The organism is Streptomyces sp. NPDC088730 (genome assembly GCF_044751215.1).
Taxonomy (GTDB): Bacteria; Actinomycetota; Actinomycetes; order Streptomycetales; family Streptomycetaceae; genus Streptomyces.
Genome location: NZ_JBIVLK010000025.1, coordinates 17,746 through 37,641 on the forward strand (window position 1 = coordinate 17,746; position 19,896 = coordinate 37,641).

16 protein-coding genes are annotated in these 19,896 nt (G+C 65.5%); 9 read left to right on the forward strand and 7 right to left on the reverse strand.

From position 1 onward, the window contains the following. The first annotated feature begins 17 nt into the window (after window positions 1-17). On the forward strand, window positions 18-1,973 hold the full coding sequence (locus ACIP89_RS36120) for a DUF4910 domain-containing protein (RefSeq protein ID WP_402118688.1): 1,956 nt from the start codon (window positions 18-20) through the stop codon (window positions 1,971-1,973). Next, complete coding sequence (locus ACIP89_RS36125) at window positions 1,970-2,995, forward strand: GNAT family N-acetyltransferase (protein ID WP_401933568.1); 1,026 nt, start codon at window positions 1,970-1,972, stop codon at window positions 2,993-2,995. The genes ACIP89_RS36120 and ACIP89_RS36125 overlap by 4 nt, the downstream gene beginning before the upstream one ends. A 174-nt stretch (window positions 2,996-3,169) precedes the next feature. On the opposite strand, the gene ACIP89_RS36130 is transcribed toward ACIP89_RS36125, so the two are convergent. Together ACIP89_RS36130 and ACIP89_RS36135 are read right to left on the reverse strand one after the other, a co-directional pair. After that, entirely contained in the window at window positions 3,170-4,084 is a 915-nt protein-coding gene (locus ACIP89_RS36130; RefSeq protein ID WP_402118691.1) for a tyrosine-type recombinase/integrase, read from the reverse strand. 882 nt (window positions 4,085-4,966) lie between these two features. Further along, window positions 4,967-6,184 (reverse strand): IS110 family transposase, encoded by a 1,218-nt coding sequence (locus ACIP89_RS36135; protein WP_402118694.1) that lies wholly within the window; start codon window positions 6,182-6,184, stop codon window positions 4,967-4,969. Between the two features lie 272 nt (window positions 6,185-6,456). Between ACIP89_RS36135 and ACIP89_RS36140 the strand changes: the two genes are divergently transcribed. Next, a complete protein-coding gene (locus tag ACIP89_RS36140; RefSeq protein WP_362434196.1) occupies window positions 6,457-6,627 on the forward strand; it encodes a helix-turn-helix domain-containing protein in 171 nt (56 codons plus the stop codon). Between the two features lie 161 nt (window positions 6,628-6,788). Here the strand turns inward: ACIP89_RS36140 and ACIP89_RS36145 are convergent, their stop codons facing one another. The 4 genes from ACIP89_RS36145 to ACIP89_RS36160 form a co-directional block, all read right to left on the reverse strand. After that, a complete protein-coding gene (locus tag ACIP89_RS36145) occupies window positions 6,789-7,589 on the reverse strand; it encodes a hypothetical protein (RefSeq protein WP_402118696.1) in 801 nt (266 codons plus the stop codon). Window positions 7,590-7,745: 156 nt separating this feature from the next. Then, complete coding sequence (locus ACIP89_RS36150) at window positions 7,746-8,009, reverse strand: hypothetical protein (protein WP_386300864.1); 264 nt, start codon at window positions 8,007-8,009, stop codon at window positions 7,746-7,748. Between the two features lie 446 nt (window positions 8,010-8,455). Then, window positions 8,456-8,905, reverse strand: coding sequence for a hypothetical protein (locus ACIP89_RS36155; RefSeq protein ID WP_402118698.1), 450 nt, complete (start codon window positions 8,903-8,905; stop codon window positions 8,456-8,458). Window positions 8,906-8,926: 21 nt separating this feature from the next. Beyond that, entirely contained in the window at window positions 8,927-9,673 is a 747-nt protein-coding gene (locus tag ACIP89_RS36160) for a hypothetical protein (RefSeq protein ID WP_402118699.1), read from the reverse strand. A 360-nt stretch (window positions 9,674-10,033) separates the two neighbouring features. On the opposite strand from ACIP89_RS36160, the gene ACIP89_RS36165 reads away from it, so the two are divergent. Then, window positions 10,034-11,470: a DNA phosphorothioation-associated putative methyltransferase gene (locus tag ACIP89_RS36165; RefSeq protein WP_402118701.1), complete on the forward strand. Its 1,437-nt coding sequence runs from the start codon at window positions 10,034-10,036 to the stop codon at window positions 11,468-11,470. 21 nt (window positions 11,471-11,491) lie between these two features. Here ACIP89_RS36165 and dndA read toward each other — a convergent pair whose 3' ends face one another. Next, window positions 11,492-12,658: a cysteine desulfurase DndA gene (dndA, locus tag ACIP89_RS36170; protein ID WP_402118703.1), complete on the reverse strand. Its 1,167-nt coding sequence runs from the start codon at window positions 12,656-12,658 to the stop codon at window positions 11,492-11,494. Between the two features lie 251 nt (window positions 12,659-12,909). Here dndA and dndB point away from each other — a divergent pair, with 251 nt between their 5' ends. The 5 genes from dndB to ACIP89_RS36195 all read left to right on the forward strand — a co-directional run bounded on the left by dndB (window position 12,910) and on the right by ACIP89_RS36195 (window position 19,883). Next, window positions 12,910-14,049 (forward strand): DNA sulfur modification protein DndB, encoded by a 1,140-nt coding sequence (gene dndB / locus ACIP89_RS36175; RefSeq protein WP_355756425.1) that lies wholly within the window; start codon window positions 12,910-12,912, stop codon window positions 14,047-14,049. Next, complete coding sequence (gene dndC, locus ACIP89_RS36180) at window positions 14,046-15,644, forward strand: DNA phosphorothioation system sulfurtransferase DndC (protein ID WP_355756422.1); 1,599 nt, start codon at window positions 14,046-14,048, stop codon at window positions 15,642-15,644. The genes dndB and dndC overlap by 4 nt, the downstream gene beginning before the upstream one ends. Next, on the forward strand, window positions 15,631-17,658 hold the full coding sequence (dndD, locus tag ACIP89_RS36185; protein WP_402118707.1) for a DNA sulfur modification protein DndD: 2,028 nt from the start codon (window positions 15,631-15,633) through the stop codon (window positions 17,656-17,658). The genes dndC and dndD overlap by 14 nt, the downstream gene beginning before the upstream one ends. Next, window positions 17,648-18,028 carry a DNA sulfur modification protein DndE gene (gene dndE / locus ACIP89_RS36190; protein WP_355756416.1) on the forward strand — a complete coding sequence of 127 codons (381 nt, stop codon included), beginning with the start codon at window positions 17,648-17,650 and terminating at the stop codon, window positions 18,026-18,028. The genes dndD and dndE overlap by 11 nt, the downstream gene beginning before the upstream one ends. 139 nt (window positions 18,029-18,167) lie before the next feature. After that, the gene (locus tag ACIP89_RS36195) at window positions 18,168-19,883 is read left to right on the forward strand and encodes a DUF262 domain-containing protein (RefSeq protein WP_381745719.1); all 1,716 of its coding nucleotides are present in this window, start codon (window positions 18,168-18,170) and stop codon (window positions 19,881-19,883) included. Window positions 19,884-19,896 lie beyond the last annotated feature (13 nt).

Consider the following 19,896-nt stretch of genomic DNA (forward strand, 5'->3'; position numbering starts at 1 on the left):
TGAGCGGCCCAAGTGGCTTGAGCGGCCTGGTCGGTGGCGTTTTCCGGGACATCGACGCCGACGAGGCGATGGGCTGGGTTGCCCGGCTGGCCGAATGGGATCGGTACCAGGGATCGGCGGGGATCGCCCGGGCCGCCGACTTCGTCGCGGGCGAGGCCGAACGCGTGGGACTCACCGACGTCGAGGTACTGAACCTGCCCGCGGACGGCAGGACGACGTGGTGGACCTACACGGCGCCCCACTCATGGACTCCGCGCGCAGCCCACCTCTCGCTCAACGGCCTTCCTGCGCTGGTCAGTTACCCCGCACAGCCCTCTTCTCTCGCGGCCGGCTCGGCGGCGGTGGACGGCGAGGCGCCGCTCGCGGTACCCGGGGAGCCCGGCTGGCCGCCGGGCGCACTGGTCCTCGTCCCCTCGGCGGCCGATCTCGGCCCCGGGCTGTTCGGCCGGATGGAGGCCGAGAAGGCGGCCGGGTTCTGCGTGATGACCCGCCCCGACCTGGACGACGAGGCGGGACGCGTCGAACTGCCGGGCGACACCGCGCTGTTCGGCTTCAGCGTGACCCCGGGCCAACTCGACGAGCTGCTGCGCGCGCACCGGCGCGGAGAGCGGGCCCGGGTGGTCGTCGACGTCGACGACCGCCCGCGCCGGATGCCCGTGGTGGTCGCCCGTACCCCGTCGGGAGCGGCGGACGAGGGGGACGCGTGCCTGCTCGGCGCCCACCTGTGCCACCCGGCGCCCGGGGCCAACGACAACGCCTCGGGTGTCGCCGCCGCTCTGGCGGCCGGACGTGTCCTGGCGGGACGGCGACTACGCCGGCCCGTCCGCTTCGTGTGGGCACCGGAGTTCGTGGGACTCGCCGCCTACGTCCACCAGGCGGTCGTGGAGGGCGTGCGGCCACTGCCCGCCATGGCGGTCAACCTCGACATGGTGGGCGAGGACCAGCGCCGCTGCAGCGGCCCGCTGATCGTCGAGTACAGCCCTGAGTACCTTCCGCACTACGCCAACGCCCTGGTCGAGGCCTGCGTACGGGCCCTTCCGCCCGCCGCGCGCTCCTACAGCGGTGCCGTCGGCTGCGACACCTGGGCCTGGCGCACCACACCGTTCGTCGGCGCCTCCGACCACGCGATCCTCGCGGACCGGGCGATCGGCTGCCCCGCCGTCCAACTCGGCCACTGGCCCGACCGGTTCAACCACTCCGGCGCCGACACGCTCGACAAGGTCGACCCCGGAGAGCTGCGCAGATCCGCGGCGATCGCGGCGTCCGCGGCGGCCGTCGCGGCGACCGCCGACGGACCGGACGCGGACCGCATGGCCCGGCTCCTCACCCAGTGGACCGCCCGGCGGATGACCGCCTGCCTCCCCTCCGCCGACGGACCGCCCCCCGGACCGCCGGGCGCCGACGGGCCACCGTCCGAAGAGCTTGCCGTCGCCCGGCTCACGCGGCGGTGGCACTACGGCCGTGACGCCCTGAGCACCCTGCGCCCGCTCGGCGCGAGCCCGGGCGTCCTCGACCGGCAGGCGGACGTCCTCGTCGGGCTGCACCGCACCCTGTCGTCCGCCTGGGACGAGGCCCCCGCGGACCGTCGGCCGCACCACCAGCGGGGCCCGGCCCTGCGCAGGCACTGGCCGGGTCCCTTCAACCTCCGGGCGCTGACGGGAGCCATGACGGACAAGGACCGCCGGTGGTTTCTGGGAGAGCTGACGGCGGACCGAGGCGGCTGCTACGCCGCCGCGATGGCGCTGGCGCAGAGCGTCGACGGCCGCGCCGACGCCGCGGCCGTCATCCGCGCCGCCGAACTGGACTCGGGAATCCGCCCGGCGACTGCCGACTTCGGGGAGCGGTTCTTGGCGGCGATGGCCGCGGCGGGCTGGATCGAGGAGACCGCCGCGGCGGGCGCCGCACCCGCCCCCGGGACGGACGACGTGACGCCCGGCCGGGCGGGAGCGGTGCACGAAGGAGGCAGGACATGAGTGCAGGGCGGATCCGCATCCAAGTCGCCGAGTCCCTGGGCGAGCTGGACATCGCCCAGTGGCAGCGGGTGGCCACCGCCGCGGGCGCGCCCGTCCACTACACCCCAGCGTACCTGCGGGCCTACCAGGACAGCCCGCTCAGCCCGTATGCCGCCGTCCGCTACCTGACGGCGGTCGAGGCCGGCCGGACCGTCGCGATCCTGCCGTGCTACCTCGACGAGCGGGGCGACCCGTACGGCTTCCTGCGGGAGGTCGGCATCGCCAAGGCGGACGGCCCGGCACTGCTCGGGCACAACTGGTACTGCTACGACACCCGTGTCCCCGTACTCGCCACGGACGCGGGCCACCGGGACCGGGTGCTCGCGGCGATGCTGGACGGCTTGGCGGAGGTGGGCGCCGGCGCCCAGGTCGCGGGTCTGGTCAGCGTCCCGGAGGGCGACCCGCTGCTCGACGTCGCCCGGAGCAAGGGCTGGCGGGTGGCCCCGATCGTCACGCGCTTCCAACTCCCGCTCCAAGGCGTGCAGTCGTACGACGACTACCTGGCGGGGCTCGGCCCGAGGACACGGCGTACGATCCGCCGGTACGCGCGCCGCGCGGCCGACGTCGGAGCCACGATGTCCGTCGAGTCGCCCCGGCCCGACTTCCTGCGCACCGTGTGCGACCTGACCCGCCGCACGGCCGCCAAGCACGGCAGCGCGGACATGTATCCCGAGAGCGCCTTCGTGGACTTCGTGATGGCCCTGGGCGACCACGCCCGTGTCGTGCGCGTCGACGTGCCCGGGCGGACACTGGCGGCCGCGGTGGTCCTCCTGGACGACCAGCGCCTGCACATGTGGGTGGGCGGGACGAGCGACGCCACCGTCCACAGTTTCAGCCCCAACTACCTCCTGTGGGCCACGGAAATCCGCGCCGCCATCGAGTCGGGCAAGGAGTGGGTGGAGGGCGGCCGAAGCAACCGGCCGATGAAGGAACGCCACGGGATGAGGCCACTGCCGCTGTACGCCTGCGTGACCCCCGGGTGACGCAGGCGTACCCCGCACCCCTCCCTGACCCGCTAAATGGCAGGTCAGACGGGGTGCGGCGGCATCGTCGTGTCAGATGTCCCGGAACTCATGGACAAAGCTTCTGACCTGCGTAAATGACACCTCTTGAAGATCATCTTGCACGGTTGTTGCACAAGCCGCACGGAGCAGGATTCACGCGGCCCTGGTGTAGGCGCTCCTGACCGCGATGCGGACCTTGGAACCTGCTCCTACGACCCGGTGCACGTATTTACGCAGGGTGAACGCGGGATCGGCGTGTCCGAGGCGGTCCGCGAGCGTGTACACGTCTACCCCGCCGTTGATCATCATCGACGCGTACAGGTGTCGGAGCGCGTGCATCATCACGTCGCGGGACTTTTCCCAGCGTCGTCCCTTCGCGTCGGGCTCAAGGGGCTTGATGAGGCCGGCCGACGCCAGGGCGTGCTTCCAGCGGTAGGAGTTGAACCAGTTCGACTGAATGGCGGTCTTCTCCCGGGTGTAGAAGATCAGCCGCACCGTGACCGGGTCGCCGCCTTTGCTGCCCCCCGGTCGAGTCACCTCGACCGGGGGGTACTTCTGCATGTGCTCGCGCAGGGGGATGGCCACGTCGTCGGTCAGCTCGACCCACCGGTCCTTCGGGTCCTCGTCGTCTCCGCCCTTGGGGAGGGCGTATACGAGGAACGAGCCGTCGTGGACTACTTGCCGTTGCACGTGCACCATGGCGCCGTCCGGATGTGCCCAGTCGATGTCTTCTGGTGACAGGCCGAATATCTCTCCTTGCCGAAGACCCAGGCCGCGACCACAGTCGACGAGTGCTTTGTAGCGGTCGGGAAGTTCGGCACGGATCTTCTCGGTGTCCTCCCACGTCAGGGTCAGCTCTGCCCGGCCGCCTCCTCCTCGCTTCGGCTTGGCATCCTGCACCGATTTGGCGAGGCACGGATTTTTGTGTATCAGGCTGTCGTCCACGGCCAGGTCAAAGACAGCCCGAAGATTGTCGAAGACCAGGCGCAGCGTGGAACTTTCGAGCAGCCTGCGACGGTCGTGCAGCCAGTCCAGCAAAGACGAGGCGTTCACGTCCTTTACGCGCATCTTCCCAACTGTGGTAGGAGCGACGTGCAGGAGAATTCGCTCCTCGTGGCGTCGGTAAGTCCGTGGATTCTTGTGTTCGTGCCCCTTGAGCCACGTAAGGGCGAGTTCACCGACCCTGACCTGGCGCGAGGGTTGATGTACGAGCCGTCGTCCACTCCGGACCGCATCTTGGTCTCGTGCCTGCGGGCTTCGACCTCGGTGCGGAACAGCTCCGTCTGCTGGACATCTTCCCGGTTGCGCCATCGGGCCTGCCACCGCTTCCCCGTCCCGTGATCCCGCGTCGGGACTTTGCCGTGTTCCTTGCAGGACGACTCCCCGTTCTTCGGGCGCGACTTGTGCCAGCGGTCGTACGGCATCGACTCAACTCCTAGTTTCCAACGGCCCTTTGAGTCTAATTATGGACTCCTTTTAATCAGGGTCATCGTCGACGGCGAGATTGTCTGCCCGTTCATCGCGCCCTGAGTGAATTGGATGTTGATCCAGGTGAGCTGAAGATGTCAAATGCATTCTTGGGGTCTTCGCGACAAAGGGTGCAGAGTGGTAGAGAAGATTTCACCTAGGCGAATGCTCGCTGAGGGTTCGACGAGGGCTCGCCGAACCCTCAGCGAAGATTCTCCGATGTCCTTAGAGAGTTCGCGAGTGTCGTAGGCATTTTGTCGAAAGGCCCTCTGTTTGGTCCGGCCGGAATTTAATGCCAACGTTCCGTGCACCACCACGGCGGAATACCGCTCACGTGGTTCTTTCCTGCCCGCTTCGAACCGTTCTGGAGTGCCCATGCGTCGAACCACTGCCCGTGCGGAAGAGGCCGCTAGTGGCGGGGGGCCTCTATGTCCTTCGTCAAGGCACCCCTGTCAGGTTTGGGGTGGTTCAGGGTTGCTGGGGTTATGCGGCGAGCTCGACGTCCTTCGGCGTCCGAGATTCGTAGAAGGTGCCGTCGCGGAGCATGGCGAACAGGACGCTGATGCGTTGGCGAGCGAGGCGGAGGAGGGCTTGGGTATGGGTCTTGCCGCGGGCGCGTTGCTTGTCGTAGTAGGCGCGGGAGGCCGGATCGGCGTTCGTGCAGGCGAAGGCGGACAGGAACATTGCCCGTTTGAGCTGCCGGTTGCCGCCTCGGGGTGCGTGTTCGCCGTGGATCGAGGTGCCCGACGACTTTGTCGTCGGCGCGAGTCCGGCGTAGGAGGCCAGGTGGGCGGCTGTGGGGAAGCTGGTGCCGTCGCCGACGGTGGTCAGCAGGACAGCGGCGGTCCTGACGCCGACGCCGGGCATCGAGGTCAGGACCTGGGAAAGAGGGTGGGCCTCCAGCAGGGCGTTGATCTGGGCTTCCATCGCCCGGCGCTGGGTGTGAACGGCGGTCAGGGAAGCAGCCAGGGAGGGGACGACGATGTCCAGGGTGCCAGTGCCGGGGACGACGACGGTCTGCTCATCGAGCGCGTCGAAGACCTCGTCGATCAGTCGGGTGGCCATGCGTGGGGCCTTCGGGCGGATCAGTTCCACGAGTCTGCGGCGGCCGGCCTTGCGCAGGGCGGCCGGGGAGCCGTAACGCTCCAGGAGCCAGGTGACGGCCTGGTGGTCCAGGCGCGGTCCCAGGACGCGTTCCAAGGAGGGGTGGAACTGGGTAAGAAGGCCGCGTATCCGGTTACTGGTGCGGGTGGCCTCGGCGGCCAGGTCCTGGTCGAAGCCTGTCAGCACGGTCAGCTCGGCGGTGATCTCGTCGGTCAGTTCCAGCGAGCGCAGGGTGTGCGGCATGGTCCGCGCGGCATCGGCGATGACGGCCGCGTCCTTGGCGTCGGTCTTTGCCTCTCCGGGGTAGAGGTCGGCGATCCGGCGCATGGACAGGCCGGGCAGGTAGGCGACGCGGCAGCCGGCGTCGCGGGCGACGGTCAGCGGCAGGGCGCCGATGGAGGCGGGCTGGTCCACGATGACCAGGACGGTGCCGAACTTCGCGGTCAGCTTGTCGAAGACGGCCCGCAGTTTCGGTTTGCTGTTGGGCAGCGGCTTGTCGAAGACCTTCTTGCCCGCCGGCGTCAGCCCGTGGCCGTGGTGAGCGGACTTGCCGACGTCCAAACCGAGGAACACGCCCACGTCTTCGATCTCGAACATCGTGCCCTTTCGGAGGTGTTGACGGTACTGGCCCCGGCTCGGGTGTCGTGCTCGCGCATCCACGTTATGCAGACCTGCCGCCCGCGAACTGTTCGGCATTGCGCCGGACCGGACGGTGGCCGGACCTCTGATCAGCGTCTCCGACGAACACCCCCGGGCCCGGTGACACCACCCCCCAGGTCATTCCTTCGACAGGGGGACACAGTCATGCCGGGCCCGGAGGCCAGTGGTCCCATTTCAGGACCGCGAAAAACATAACGGGGGGGCCCTTGATGAGCGCGGAGGAGTTGGCTGACTTCCTGGGCGTACCGCTGAACACGGTCTATATATGGAATCACCGACGCCAGGGGCCGCGAGCCCACAAGGTCGGACGCTATTTGCGCTACCGCTGGCCGGAGGTAGAGGCATGGCTGGAAGCTCAAGCGGTGAATCGCGCGATCTGATCGGCCAAGATTAGCGTGTGCCCTTGTCCTTGGTCGGGCGACAGAACGTGGCGTACAGCCCGCCTCGCCGGACACCACCAGCGGGTTTGCCTTGGAGAGGGCCTCCGACGTAGGTCGGAGGCCCCTTCCAGTGACGCGCCATCCTGAAACGGCGCGGCCCCCTACGCCCCGTCGCGCCTGAGAGTCGTCTCGCTGAGCCCGAGGGACATGCTGCCCATGAGCTGACGAGCGAAGTCCTCCAGAATCGAGGGGTTGGTAGTAAGGAACTCCATGACCCGCTCGGTGCGCTGCTCAGGCGAAAGCTCTTTCAGATCCTGCTGCCATGCCAGGGCGGCAGCACCCCCATCCTCGACCTCGGCATTAACGATGAGGCTCCAGAGCGCCTGCTGGGGCGCCTCACGAGCGAGCCAAGTCATGAACATCTGCTGGAACTGCTGGCTCGTCACAGTGACCTTCGGGTCGCTGGGCGCGGTGGCCAGATCTTGGGAAGGCGCGTTCGCCTTGACCTTCGGGACGGCATCAGGAGGTGTCGTCGTGGCCCCGGCCCGCAAGGCCTTCTTCTGGGCTCTCCGGGCCTGCTGCTTCAGCAGCAAGGCTTCGCCCTTGCTAACTAGGACAGGCACGGCCTGTGTGCGCAACCAGTAGGCAACGTGAGGTTTTGCCATGTCTACGAGATCAACGATGATCGGGCCCGCGATCTCAGCCATGACCTGCTGGCGGGGGGTGAGCCGAGGGCGCTGATCCTCCAAGTACTCGGCGGCGTAGACGATCTTGGGCCTGTCTGCGAAACCTGACTCCTTTTCGGCCTTCAGACGGATCTCGACGTGCCCCGGCCCCTTATCACTCGTCTTGGGAGTGAACCCACGCTTCCAGCCTTCGCTCTTCCGCGAGTCGGCGAGGTGCTCGCCCTTGGGGATACGAACAACTGCGTCGACCTCGTCGTACTCCTGATCCTCGGCCATGCGTCCCTCGTCAGTGCTCGGGTCTTCCTCGGCGCTCGGTCGACGAGGAAGACGCGGTAGTAGAACCTCACCCATGACCGTAGCTGCAGCGTCCGACGATTTGGCAGGTTCGGCGAGCATCACATCAGCTGCCACAGAGCCGCAGGCCCATAGTTGTCACCAGTCCCCTTGCCGGATCCGCTCGTCGGACACGATCCCGTAGACGTACCGCCCAGAACGTTCGGGGCATCGTGGAATCTCCGACGGCCCCGCGATCGGCCATGCCTCCAGCGCTGACCTGATCTCGTGCCACTGCACGTTGCGCCGGCTCTCGACGATGACCAGGGTGTAGTGGTTGGTCCGGTAGGTGAAGGGCTTGCCGTTCTTCGTGTAGAAGACCTCACCCTGGTGCTCCTCGATCCGAGGCCTCGCCGTCTCCATGTTGGGACCGACCTGCACCGGCACCGGCTCGGGCGGAGGTGGCACTGGATGCCCTGCCCACCGGAGCCGTTCCTCCGGCGTTGGCTCCCGGCTACTGCGATGCCAGGATGCGCTCCCTGGCACGGTGCTCGAGGTGACTGCCAGCTCTGTTCCATCCGGCAGCACCCCACGGCCAGGCTCTCGGTAAGGCTCCGCAATCGTGATGTCACGTCGTTCATAGCCGAGCCTGCCGGCAATTGACTCCAGGGTCCCCATCTGAGTGTTCCCGACGTACGACCACTGGTCCTCGCTCGCATCGTCCGAGAACTCCACGACGCCGACAAGGTAGACCCCGTCCTTGTTCGGGTCGCCGAAGAGCTGCCGAAACAGGTCGCGTCCAATGTTGCCCGTCACCTATCCGTCCACCCCTGCATCGCCGCTGTCAGTTTCTCCGTCGATCAACGCGATCACAGTCTCCCTTGCGGCTGATGCAGAAGATGCCGGCTTCCCGGATTCTCGTCGATCAGGTGGTCGTCGTAGAGCGCATCGAGCTGACGCCGGGCCTCCGCGACCGTGACCGAGTCAAGCGCGGCCGCGACATAGGCGTCAATGTCCGTCCCCGGGACCTGCCCGAGCCGCCGGAAGAACCGCTGCCGCCCGGCTGGCAGGTCCGCGTACGAAAGATCGAAGGCCGCGGCCACCGCCAGCCCCCAGACCCAGATCTCGCCGAGCCGCCCCTGGGCCTCGACGACCCGCTGTCGGAGATCCTCCACGCCCCACAGCGGATGGCGCCGAAGCCGGGCCGACAACAGCGACACCCCCAGCGGCAGATAGCCGCAGAGCCCCACCAGCTCCTCCAGCATCCGCCGTTCGGGCCCTGCCGCATCCTGCCCGCTCAGCCGCGCGAACAACTCCACCGCGTGCTCGCGCGGCAGCGCCTACACCGCTAACACCACCTCGTCATGAGCGGCCAGCCTGCGCCGGCTCGTCACCAGCACCAGACAACCGCCGCTCCCGGGCAGCAGCGCCTCGAACTGCCCGTAACTCGCGGCGTTGTCCAGCACGAGCAGCGCCTTCCGCCCGGCCAGTCGACTCCGCCACAGCCCCGCCCGCGCCTCGGTCACCGCTCCGGCGACGTCACCGACCCAAATCTCCTGCGTCGGCGTCCCGGTAGCCGTGAGCAACGACGCCAGTGCGTCCGACGCCTGCACCGGACTCCGCCCCGCCGTGTGCCCGTTCAGGTTCACGAACAACTGCCCATCCGGGAAGAGCTTCTTGAGCGCGTGCCCGACGTGCACCGCGAACGTTGTCTTACCGACTGCCGGCATCCCGTCGATCACATGCACCGGGAGCGACCCGCCCTGCTCCTGCGCGGTCCGCACTGCGGTGACGAGGAGCCAGAGTTCCTCCCGCCTGTCGGCGAAGGCTGAAGCATCCCGAGGCAGCGACCGCAGGACGACCGCAGATCCGAGCGGCGCGACCACATCTCCGTTCTCTCGCAGAAGCGGATCCACGAGGCCGCCGGGGGCCCTCATATCCGCGAACACGGCAAGGGTCTCGGACAGCCCGATCAGCACCACCCCGAGCAGGCAGAACGACAACCAGGCATGCTCCTGGATCCACCCCAGCAATCCGGGCCACCGCACCTGATTCGGAACCGCGTTCGTGACGAGCCCGATCAGCATAGTCGTAGCCGCCCCGCCACGGGCCAGCATGGCGACGACCACACCACGCCGACGACCACACCACGCCGCATCCGCGAGGTCACTCCGCCCCCCGTCGCCGAGCTCTCGACCTCCAACTGGACAAGCGGCCCCCGATCTCCGTCCGGACGACTCGCACAGCGGACCAGCCCTCAAGGAAGCGGGTCAAGAACGCCAACGAGCCACAGGGACCAGATGCCGCCAATCTGGCCTGGACAGGTCCAGCCGAAGCGCCTTCGCCGGCAACATCCGCGCTCACTCTCACGGACTTCCTGATCCAACGGACAGGCCCAGGACCCGCTGGATACCCTGCACTCACCACGGATACCCCAGCGAGGCACGATGCAGGAGTCTTGGAACACCGACCGCCGCCGCACAGCGATCGGCCGAGCCGCCCTCTCCGTCCCCGCCCGCCAAGCCCTGGCGGACAGGCAACTCGCTCCGGACCGGACAATCCTCGACTACGGGTGCGGCCGTGGCGGAGACGTCAGATCGCTGGAACGGCTCGACTGCCGCATCACGGGCTGGGACCCGTACTACAGCCCGGACTCACCCACCGTTCCATCCGACGTCGTCCTGGTCACGTACGTACTCAACGTCATCGAGGACCCCGAGGAGCGCCGTCAGACGCTGCTACGTGCCTGGGAACTGGCGACCACCGTCCTGATCGTCTCCGCTCGTCTCACCTGGGAGAAGTCCAAGGTCCGCGGTGAGGAGTTCGGGGACGGCCTCCTCACCAGTCACCGTACCTTCCAGCTCCTCTTCGGCTCCAACGAGATCCGAAACTACGTCGAGGAGACCACGGGCACACGCTGCGTCTCCGCGGCCCCCGGCATCATTTACGCATTCAAGAGCGACAGTGCTCGTCTGAGCTACCTCGCCCACCGCATCGTGCCGGACGCTGAATGGCTCACCTCCGAGGACACCACCACGGCCATCGCGTCACTCATCGACTACGTCGAGCGACGCGGCCGACCACCCCACGTTGAGGAGATGCCACGCCCTGTGGCAGAGCTACTCGCCCACCTCAAGCCCGGCGACCTCAAGCGCCTCACCCGCGATTCCGCCGACGCAGACAAGATCAGTGAGGGCGAAAAACGCACCACCCTCAACACCTTGCTCTTCCTGGCCGTCGAGCTCTTCAACGGGCGCGGCCCCTTCAGCGGCTTGCCACTCAGCGTCCAGCTCGATGTCCGCGCGTTCTTCTCCTCCTATAAGGAGGCGTGCCAGAGGGCGGACCGCCTGCTCCTGAAACTCCGGGACGACGATTACGTGCGCAGCGCGATGCATGCATCCGCCGTCGGCAAGCTCACTCAGACCGCGCTCTACGTGCACCGCCGAGCGGTCGATCGCATGCCGACCATCCTGCGTCTGTACGAGCACTGCGCATCGATCGCAGCCGGCCGCCCGCAACAGTGGGCCGTCGCCAAGCTTAAGCACCAAGGTCGCGCAGTGAGCTGGCTCGACTACCCAGAGTTCGATACGGATCCTCATCCACGGATTGTGTCGTCGTACCTCGTAGACCTGAAGACGCTCGAGACCTCACACACCTCCTACGCCGACTCCTCCAACCGCCCCCTGCTCCACAGGAAGCACGAGTTCTTGGCGCCCGACGACCCGGACTCCCAGAAGTGCCACCGTCTCACCGACTCGGAGATCAAGGCCGGCCTTTACGCGCACCCTCACCTCATCGGCACCGAGCACGGCTGGGAAGCCGAGCTGATCCGCTGCGGACGTGAACTGCGCGGCCACCGTCTGGTGCGCCGCGCAGTTGGCTGAATTCGGGGAGGCGCACCCTCTTCACGAGGCGTCCGGCTGCATCCGCGCGACGGTCTCCGCAAGCTCCTCCGGATCGAAGTCGAGAACCTGACTGGGGAACCAGGAGAAGCGCAGCCCATTTGCGGCAACGTCCTCGGGAAGCCCCATCGCAGTCAGAACGTGACTCGGCGTGTACGAAGCACTGGTGCACGCCGACCCGGTAGCGACCGCGACCTGGCTCTTCAGCCTCACGATCAGTGCTTCCGCGTTCAGTCCGTCGAAGGTCACGTTCAGGATGTGCGGCACTGAGTGGTCTACGTCGCCGTTGACCTTGAACCGCGTCTTACCGAGTGCCGTCAGGATGCGCTCGCGCATGTCACGCGCCTCCCTCTCCCAGTTCCCTCGCGTCTCCTGGAAGATCTTGGCAGCCTCGTAGAATCCCATGATCAGCGGCACGGGCAACGTGCCCGGTCGAAGTTTCCGCTCCTGCCCGCCGCCGAACATGATCGGCTCCAGCGGCACCTTGTCCCAGCCACGCCGACGCGTGACCAGCGCTCCCACACCCTTCGGTGCCCCAACCTTGTGGCCGCTGATACTGATCAGGTCGATGGGCGCCTTCAGGTCCTCGGGAAGCTTCCCGTACCCCTGAGCGGCGTCCACGTGAAAGTACGTCGGCGCCTCCCTCAGCTTCTTCGCAAGCTCGGCCACCGGCTGGATGACACCGGTCTCGTTGTTGACGTGCATCAGCGAGACCAAGAGGGTGTCCGGACGCAACTTCTCCAGCACCGCCTCCGTGGTGATCCGGCCCGAAGGGCCAGGCTCCAGGAAGTCGACCTCGAACCCCTTGCTCTGGAGATGCAGCAGGGGCTCAACGACTGCTTTGTGCTCGATGGCGGACGTGATGATGTGGCGGCGCTGATGCTTCTCGCCGTACGGGGCGATGCCCAGGAGCGCGATGTTGTTGGACTCAGTGGCTCCGCTAGTGAAGATGACCTCCTCGACCCTGGCGCCGACTGTTCCTGCCAGGAACGTCCGCGCCTCCTTGACCGCCCTCTTTGCCCTAGTTCCGTATTCATGAGTGCGACTGCCGGCATTCCCGAAGTCTTCCGTCATCCAGTGGAGCACCACGTCGGCGACCCGGGGGTCGACGCGTGTCGTTGCTGCCACATCCAGGTACGCCACCAAATCAGCCACCCACTTCTTGGTCATCCATCTGTTGCCGTGTACGTCAATCCGTTAACGTACACTCGTCACCTGCTAACACACAGCAGGGCGTCGCTCCGTACGTCAACAACAAAAGCAGCTCACGTCATCCCCGCGGGTGGCAATGCACCAAGACGGACACACCCCGTCCCGCTGATCGCCTCCTCTGCCCCTGCTGCGCCCTACGCACACAGGAGGATGTCTTGTTACATCGAACGAGGGACGCCAGCGACCGCGAGTACGTTAAAGTTGCCGAAGTGGAGAACGAAGCCGTGGCACCTACGACCCGAGTCGTCGCCCCACGCACATCTACCGGGTTCGAGTACACCTTCCCGGCAATTCGCGGCATCCAGGCTGGTCGCGAGTTCTATGTCTCGATGTGCCCGCTACGCCTGATCCCCAAGATCTTCATCTTCGACGAGGAAGAGCTGTCCCCCGAACTGCGCGCCCAGCGCATCCTCAATAAGGGACGCCTCCCCGCCCTGTCCAAGTACATCCTGGACAACCCGGACGACTACATCTTCAGCGCCCTCACCGCCTCCGTCGACGGAGACATGGATTTCGAGAGCCACAGCCCTACCGGCATCGGTTTCCGTACAGGGCAGCTCCGGATCCCCATGGACGCTCGGTTCTTGATCAACGATGGTCAGCATCGTCGCGCCGCCATCGAGCTCGCGCTCAGGGAGAACCCCGATCTCGGCGAGGAAACAATCGCCGTCGTCTTCTTCCAGGACGCCGGGCTTGCCCGCTCCCAGCAGATGTTCGCCGACCTTAACCGGCACGCGGTGCGACCGGCGCGCTCCATCGGCGTCCTCTACGACCATCGGGACACATCGTCCCTGGTGGTCCGCTCGATGATCAGTCAGTCGACCACTTTCAAGGGCTTCGTCGAGATGGAGAAGAGCAACCTCTCGCCTCGGTCCCGGAAGATGTTCACGCTCAGCGCGCTCTACTTCGGAACCCAAGCCCTGTTGCAGGGACTGGAGATCGAGGGCGACAAGGCCACCGATCTCGCGCAGTCGTACTGGGAGGCGATCGACAAGTCGCTCCCGGAGTGGGCGCAGGTCCGTGCCAAAGAACTCTCCGCGACGGAGATGCGCCGAGACTTCATCCACAGCCACGGCATCGCGCTCCACGCCTTGGGTCGTATCGGGAACTCCCTGTTCCGGGAGTCCACGGCACCGTCTAAGTGGAAGAAGCAACTGGCACCGTTGAAGACTGTGAACTGGACCCGGGCGAATCCCCACTGGGAAGGACGCGCGATCGTGGGAGGCCGCGTCTCCAAGAGCCACCAGAACGTAACCCTGACCGTGAACTACCTGCGTAACCACCTTGGCCTGGACCTCAGCCCAGAGGAACAGCGTGTGGAAGACGCCTATCTGCGAGGCGAAGCATGAGCACTCCGCTACCTCTTGGTATCCCCGCCGTTCGCCGGCTGCCGTTCGACGGTCGGTCGCTCGACGAGGTGACCACCGAACTGACCGAGGAAGTCCGCGAGTTGTATACCGCGGACGAGGTTCCTTGGGTCATCGGTTACAGTGGCGGCAAGGACTCCACTGCTGTCCTCCAGCTGGTCTGGACCGCTCTCAAGGAACTTCCGGCCGAGAAGCGGACCAAGACGGTTCACGTAATCAGCACGGACACCCTGGTCGAGAACCCTGTAGTGGCCGCCTGGGTCACTACGTCGCTGGAAACCATGGGAAAGGCCGCTGCTGAGCAGGGCCTCCCCGTCGAGCCGCACAAGCTGACCCCGGAGATCAAGGACACCTTCTGGGTCAACCTCATCGGCCGCGGCTACCCTGCACCGCGTCCGAAGTTCCGCTGGTGCACCGAGCGACTCAAGATCAAGCCGTCGAACTCCTTCATCCGTAACGTCGTGGCGGCCCACGGCGAGGCCATCATGGTCCTCGGCATTCGGAAGACGGAGAGCCAGGCCCGCGCTCGTGCGATGGAGAAGCACGAAAAGCGGCGCGTCCGCGACCGTCTCTCCCCCAACGCGAATCTTCCCAACTCGCTCGTCTACAGCCCGGTCGAGGACTGGACTAACGACGACGTCTGGGAATACCTGATGCAGAAGCCCAATCCCTGGGGCTACAACAATCACGACCTGTTGACCATGTACCAGGGCGCTTCGGAAGATGGCGAGTGCCCGCTGGTCGTGGACTCGACCACGCCGTCTTGCGGCTCCAGCCGCTTCGGCTGCTGGACCTGCACCCTGGTCGAGCAGGACAAGTCCATGACAGCCATGATCAGCAACGACGAAGAAAAGGAGTGGATGCAGCCACTCCTGGATCTGCGGGACAAACTCGACTCCCCCTTCGGTTTCGTCGAGGACAAAGACGACCCCGACTACAACCCGGTCAAGAAGCTGCCCCACGCCCGCCCCGACCGGCCGGCCCGTGACTTCCGCCGGATGAACGGGCAGGTCAACCTCTTCACCCGTCGCAGCGATGGTGAAGACGTGGTCGTACACGGCCCCTACCTCCAGAGCTTCCGGGAGAAGTGGCTCAAGGACCTCCTCGACGCCCAGACCTGGATCAGGGCCCACGCTCCTGAGCACGTTCGCAATATCGAGCTGATCACTCCTGCCGAACTCCACGAGATCCGCCGTATCTGGGTCTTCGACAAGCACGAGGTCGAAGACACCGTGCCGAGGATCTACAAGGAGGCAACGGGCGAGGAGTTTCCCGGCGGTGCCCTCGACGAGCAGCTCGTGATGGGCGCCGACGAGATGGAGCTCCTGAAGGAGGTCTGCGAGGGCGACGAACTGCATTACGACATGGTGCGTGAGCTGCTCTCCGTCGAGCGCAAGTACCGGACTATGTCCAGGCGCTCCGGCCTCTTCCAGGCCCTCGAGTCGGCTGTCCAGAAGGGCTTCTACGAGGACCGCGACGACGCGTTCGCATTCGCTCAGCGCAAGAAGCAGTGGCGCAAGGATGCAGAGACTACCCTGACTTTCGACGAAGAGACCGGCACCGATGCTCCTGCGTAAGATCACCCTCGAAGAGTTCGGGGCGTACCGAGGTAAGCAGTCTCTTGACCTCACTGTGAAGAAGAACAAGCCGATCATCCTGATCGGCGGTCTCAACGGCTGTGGCAAGACAACCCTCCTCGACGCCATCCAGCTCGTGCTCTACGGCCCCCGGGCCCGCTGCAGCAGCCGCGGCAACAAGTCGTACGAGACCTTCCTCCGCGAGAGCATCAACCGGCAGCACGACCCGACCCGCGGCGCGTCGATCACCCTAGAGTTCACCGTCACGGTGGACGCCAAGGAGCACTACTACAAGGTCGACCGGAGTTGGCACACCAGCGGCAAGTCCTTGAAGGAGTTCCTCACCGTCCAAGTGGACGAGAACTACGGCGACAAAGGCCAGGCCACACGCCGTGCACAAGCCGAGCTCAAGTACAGCCGGCATCTCAGCGAGGGGTGGGCCGACCATGTCGAGGACCTGCTCCCGCTGGAGGTTGCGTCTCTGTCCTTCTTCGACGGGGAGAAGATCGAGTCGCTCGCCGATCCCGAGCGCGCGGCAACAGTCATCGAGTCGGCCGTTCACTCGCTGCTCGGTGTAAGCACGGTGGAGCAACTTCGTACTGATCTCCTCGCGCTCCAGCGCCGTCAGAAGCTTTCCGACGAAGAGCAACATCTGATGGACAACATCCACGCTCAGGAACAAGAGCTTGCCTCTGTTCAGGAAGAGTTGGATGTAGCAGCGCAAGAGCGTGCTGATCGCGCGAAGACCCTTCGCAAGGCTGAACGTGATCTCGACTCCCTCGAGGATGAGTTCAAGAAGGAGGGAGGCGGGCTCTTCGAGCGCCGCGTTGAGCTGGACGCCGAACGCAAACACGCAGCTGGCCAGCTGGCCGACCTCCGTACCTCGCTGGTCCAGTTGGCAGCCGGTCCGCTTCCCTTCCTCCTCATGGGAACGCAACTCAAGGAGCTCCGTAAGCAGGCCAAACATGAACACTCTGCGGCAGAGGCCGGGCAGGTGCTCGATGTCCTCACCGAACGCGATGAGTGGCTACTCAAGCTCCTGCCTGAGAGCGCCCGCAACGAAGTGATGGAGAAGCTGGACCAAGACAGGGCGAAGCGCTCGAAGTCCACTGCGCTGAAGGTCAACCTTGGCCTGCCTCACGACGCGCTGGCGCAGATCTCCGTACTAGACGAGGGCCTGGTCCGCGATAAGGCCAGAGCAGCACAACTCCTGGAACAGGCCGCCGCCGCCTCCGAAGAGGTGGACCAGCTGGACCGCCAGTTGGCCGGCGTCCCTGAGCAGAGCAAGGTGGAGGCTCTCCAAGACGCCCGGGACGAGCAGATTCAGAAGGTCGCCCGGATCCAGGAGAGTATCGACCGCGACGACCAGCGGATCCTTGAGCTGAAGCGGCGACGAGAAAGCGTCACGGCCGCTCTGGAGCGAGCTCACAAGAGCTTCGTTCAGACCAAGGTCAAGGCCGAAGAGGTCGAGCGAATCATCAAGTACTCGGAGAAGGCCCGCAGCACTCTGGAACGCTTCGGAGAGGCTCTCCTCCAGCGCCACATCAACCGCCTGGAAGTCGCCGTACTGCAGAGCTTCAAGGAGCTCATGCGGAAACAGGGTCTGGTCCATGACCTGAGGATCGATACCGACAAGTTCACGCTCACTCTGTCCGACGGAGAAGGCGAAGCCCTCGACCCCGGGCGGCTCAGCGCCGGCGAGCGACAGCTCCTGGCAGTGTCCCTCCTGTGGGGGCTGATGAAGGTGGCCGGCAACCGCCTGCCCAGCGTCATCGACACGCCTCTCGGCCGCCTCGACAGCCGTCACCGGGAGCACTTGGTCGACCGCTACTTCCCGCACGCCAGCGAACAGGTTCTCCTTCTCTCTACGGACGAGGAGATCGATGAGTACCTGCTGGACCGCCTGAAGAAGTCCGTCGCCCACACGTACACCCTGGTCCACGACGACTCGAACTTCACCACCAGCGTCGTCGAGGGCTACTGGTGGAACGTAGGAGCCCCGAATGTCGCTTGAGAACATCCGCCTCGCCACCCCGAGCAAGGACCGTCTGGTGCGTCTCAAGCGCACCACCGGCATCACTCAGTGGAACGTCCTGTGCCGCTGGGCCCTCGCCCTCTCCCTGGCAGATGCCTCCACGCCGCTGGTCAAGGACGTCGTCACCGACTCCAACGTCGAGATGTCCTGGAAGACCTTCGCCGGCCAGCATGGGGACCTCTACCTCGCTCTGCTGAAGCAACGCTGCGTCGCTGACGGTCTGGAGCCGACGGACGAGAACGTCTCCAAGACGCTCACGATCCACCTTGCTCGGGGGATCGGGTACCTCGGTGCACACAAGGAGATGACGACGGTCGAGGGGCTGATCGGTTCCGTCGCAGCTGCCTAGCGACAACTCCGCCCGCCGAGTGGGCCCGCCACCTTCCGTCAAGGGGCTGGCCCGCTCGGATTCCGCCAGTACAACCGTGCAGTGACAATCCTTCAGGTTTGATAGATCGCGTGACTGGTCGCGCCCTAGGATGTCCCGCATGGCATCGGGTCACGGCAGCACTTCTCTCCAGCTCAACCTCCTCGGCATCGGGGAGATCCTTCGCAACAACCGGCTAGTAGTCCCTCAGTTCCAGCGCTCGTACTGCTGGAAGGTGGACCAGGAAGTGCGGGACTACTGGACGGACCTGAGCCGAGCGATCGAGACGGGAACCGACGAGGACTACTTCCTCGGGACTATCGTCCTGACGCAGGATGGACCTGACGACCGCAAGAAGATCATCGACGGTCAGCAGCGCCTCGTCACCTCTTCTCTGATGATTGCAGCCATCCGGGAGACCCTGGAGGAGCTTGGGCACACGCAGGCACGACGGATCGAGGACGACTTCCTGGCCAGCCAGGCATGGGATGCCGAAGATACGGAACCGCATCTCAAGCTCAACGAGGAAGACCATCCTCCGTACCACGGGATCGTCACCAGGAGTGGGCTCCCGCTCGCGGCCCCAAAGCGGAATGACTCCGACATCTGCAAGGCGTACCGCTACTTCTGCGCGCGGCTCAAGGAGCTCGCCGATTTGCACGGCGAGTCGGCCACGAATGAGCTCAAGAAGTGGGTCAAGTACATCCAGCACCGGGCCCAGCTCGCTGTCGTGGAGACCCCCTCCGAAGCCGATGCGTACGTAATCTTCGAGACGCTCAACAACCGGGGCGCCGACCTGACGACAGCGGACCTGCTGAAGAACCATCTCTTCGGGGCAGCCAAGGTTCACCTGGACTCGGTGCGGAACAATTGGCACAAGAGCATCGGCGCCCTGTCATTGGCCACCGCTGACGACAAGTTCACCAAGTTCCTGCGCCACTACTGGAGTTCAAGGGAGGGAAAGGTCACCGAGCGCGACCTGTACGCCAAGATGCGGAAGGAGGTGGTCCGGAGTCAGGACGCCCTGTCGTTCTCCCAGCAGCTCCTGACGGGCGCCCGCATCTACGCCGCGCTGTCCGACCCGAACCATGAGCTCTGGCACGACAAGTGCGCTGGCCGGAAGCCGGCCCTCAACACTCTGGTGCTGTTCAACCTGGTCCCGAACAAGATTCTCCTCCTCGCCGCGGTCGAGCACCTCGCGTCTGGCCAGATCGAGAAGTTGCTCAAGGCTCTGATCAGCTGGTCCGTACGCGGAATGGTCATGGGAACGATCAACCGAGGGCGTTACGAGGATGTCTACTCCCAGATCGCGGTGGATATTCGTAAGGGGACCGTCACGAACATCTCCGAGATCCGCGCCCGTGTGAACGAACTCATCGCTTCCGACATCGACTTCAAGGCTCAGTTCTCCCTTCATACCGTTGGCCGCAACGAAGCGAACAAGAATGCCCGGTACTTTCTGGGTGCGCTGGAGAGGACACACAAGAACGAGGCCGAGCCTGAGTTCATCCCGAACGACAACCCGGCTGAGGTCAACCTCGAGCACGTCTACCCTCAGAGCGCGGTCGCCGGCGATTGGTCAGAGTTCATCGCAGTAAGCGGAACTCAAGAGGATGCGGACAAGTGGATCTACCGCATCGGCAACATGGTCCTTTTGCAGGCCAGCGTTAACTCGCATATCGGGAATAAGCCGTTCAAGGAAAAAGCCGAGGTACTCAAGGCATCTCAGTTCGCGCTGACAGAGATGGTCGGCGAATGTCCCGCGTGGACGCCGGAAGCCATCCAGTCCCGGCAGGAAATACTGGCCGGCATAGCAGTCCGAACCTGGCCGCGCTGACGCACACTGCAGG

Excerpts from the sequence above, each read along its gene's own strand:
- ACIP89_RS36125 (WP_401933568.1), top strand. The coding sequence starts at position 1,970 with ATGAGTGCAGGGCGGATCCGCATCCAAGTCGCCGAGTCCCTGGGCGAG.
- dndE (WP_355756416.1), top strand. The coding sequence starts at position 17,648 with ATGTCGCTTGAGAACATCCGCCTCGCCACCCCGAGCAAGGACCGTCTG.
- dndC (WP_355756422.1), top strand. The coding sequence starts at position 14,046 with ATGAGCACTCCGCTACCTCTTGGTATCCCCGCCGTTCGCCGGCTGCCG.
- dndD (WP_402118707.1), top strand. The coding sequence starts at position 15,631 with ATGCTCCTGCGTAAGATCACCCTCGAAGAGTTCGGGGCGTACCGAGGT.
- ACIP89_RS36130 (WP_402118691.1), bottom strand. The coding sequence starts at position 4,084 with ATGCGCGTAAAGGACGTGAACGCCTCGTCTTTGCTGGACTGGCTGCAC.
- ACIP89_RS36160 (WP_402118699.1), bottom strand. The coding sequence starts at position 9,673 with ATGCTGATCGGGCTCGTCACGAACGCGGTTCCGAATCAGGTGCGGTGG.
- ACIP89_RS36145 (WP_402118696.1), bottom strand. The coding sequence starts at position 7,589 with ATGGCCGAGGATCAGGAGTACGACGAGGTCGACGCAGTTGTTCGTATC.
- dndA (WP_402118703.1), bottom strand. The coding sequence starts at position 12,658 with ATGACCAAGAAGTGGGTGGCTGATTTGGTGGCGTACCTGGATGTGGCA.
- ACIP89_RS36140 (WP_362434196.1), top strand. The coding sequence starts at position 6,457 with ATGAGCGCGGAGGAGTTGGCTGACTTCCTGGGCGTACCGCTGAACACG.
- ACIP89_RS36165 (WP_402118701.1), top strand. The coding sequence starts at position 10,034 with ATGCAGGAGTCTTGGAACACCGACCGCCGCCGCACAGCGATCGGCCGA.
- ACIP89_RS36135 (WP_402118694.1), bottom strand. The coding sequence starts at position 6,184 with ATGTTCGAGATCGAAGACGTGGGCGTGTTCCTCGGTTTGGACGTCGGC.
- ACIP89_RS36195 (WP_381745719.1), top strand. The coding sequence starts at position 18,168 with ATGGCATCGGGTCACGGCAGCACTTCTCTCCAGCTCAACCTCCTCGGC.
- ACIP89_RS36150 (WP_386300864.1), bottom strand. The coding sequence starts at position 8,009 with ATGGAGACGGCGAGGCCTCGGATCGAGGAGCACCAGGGTGAGGTCTTC.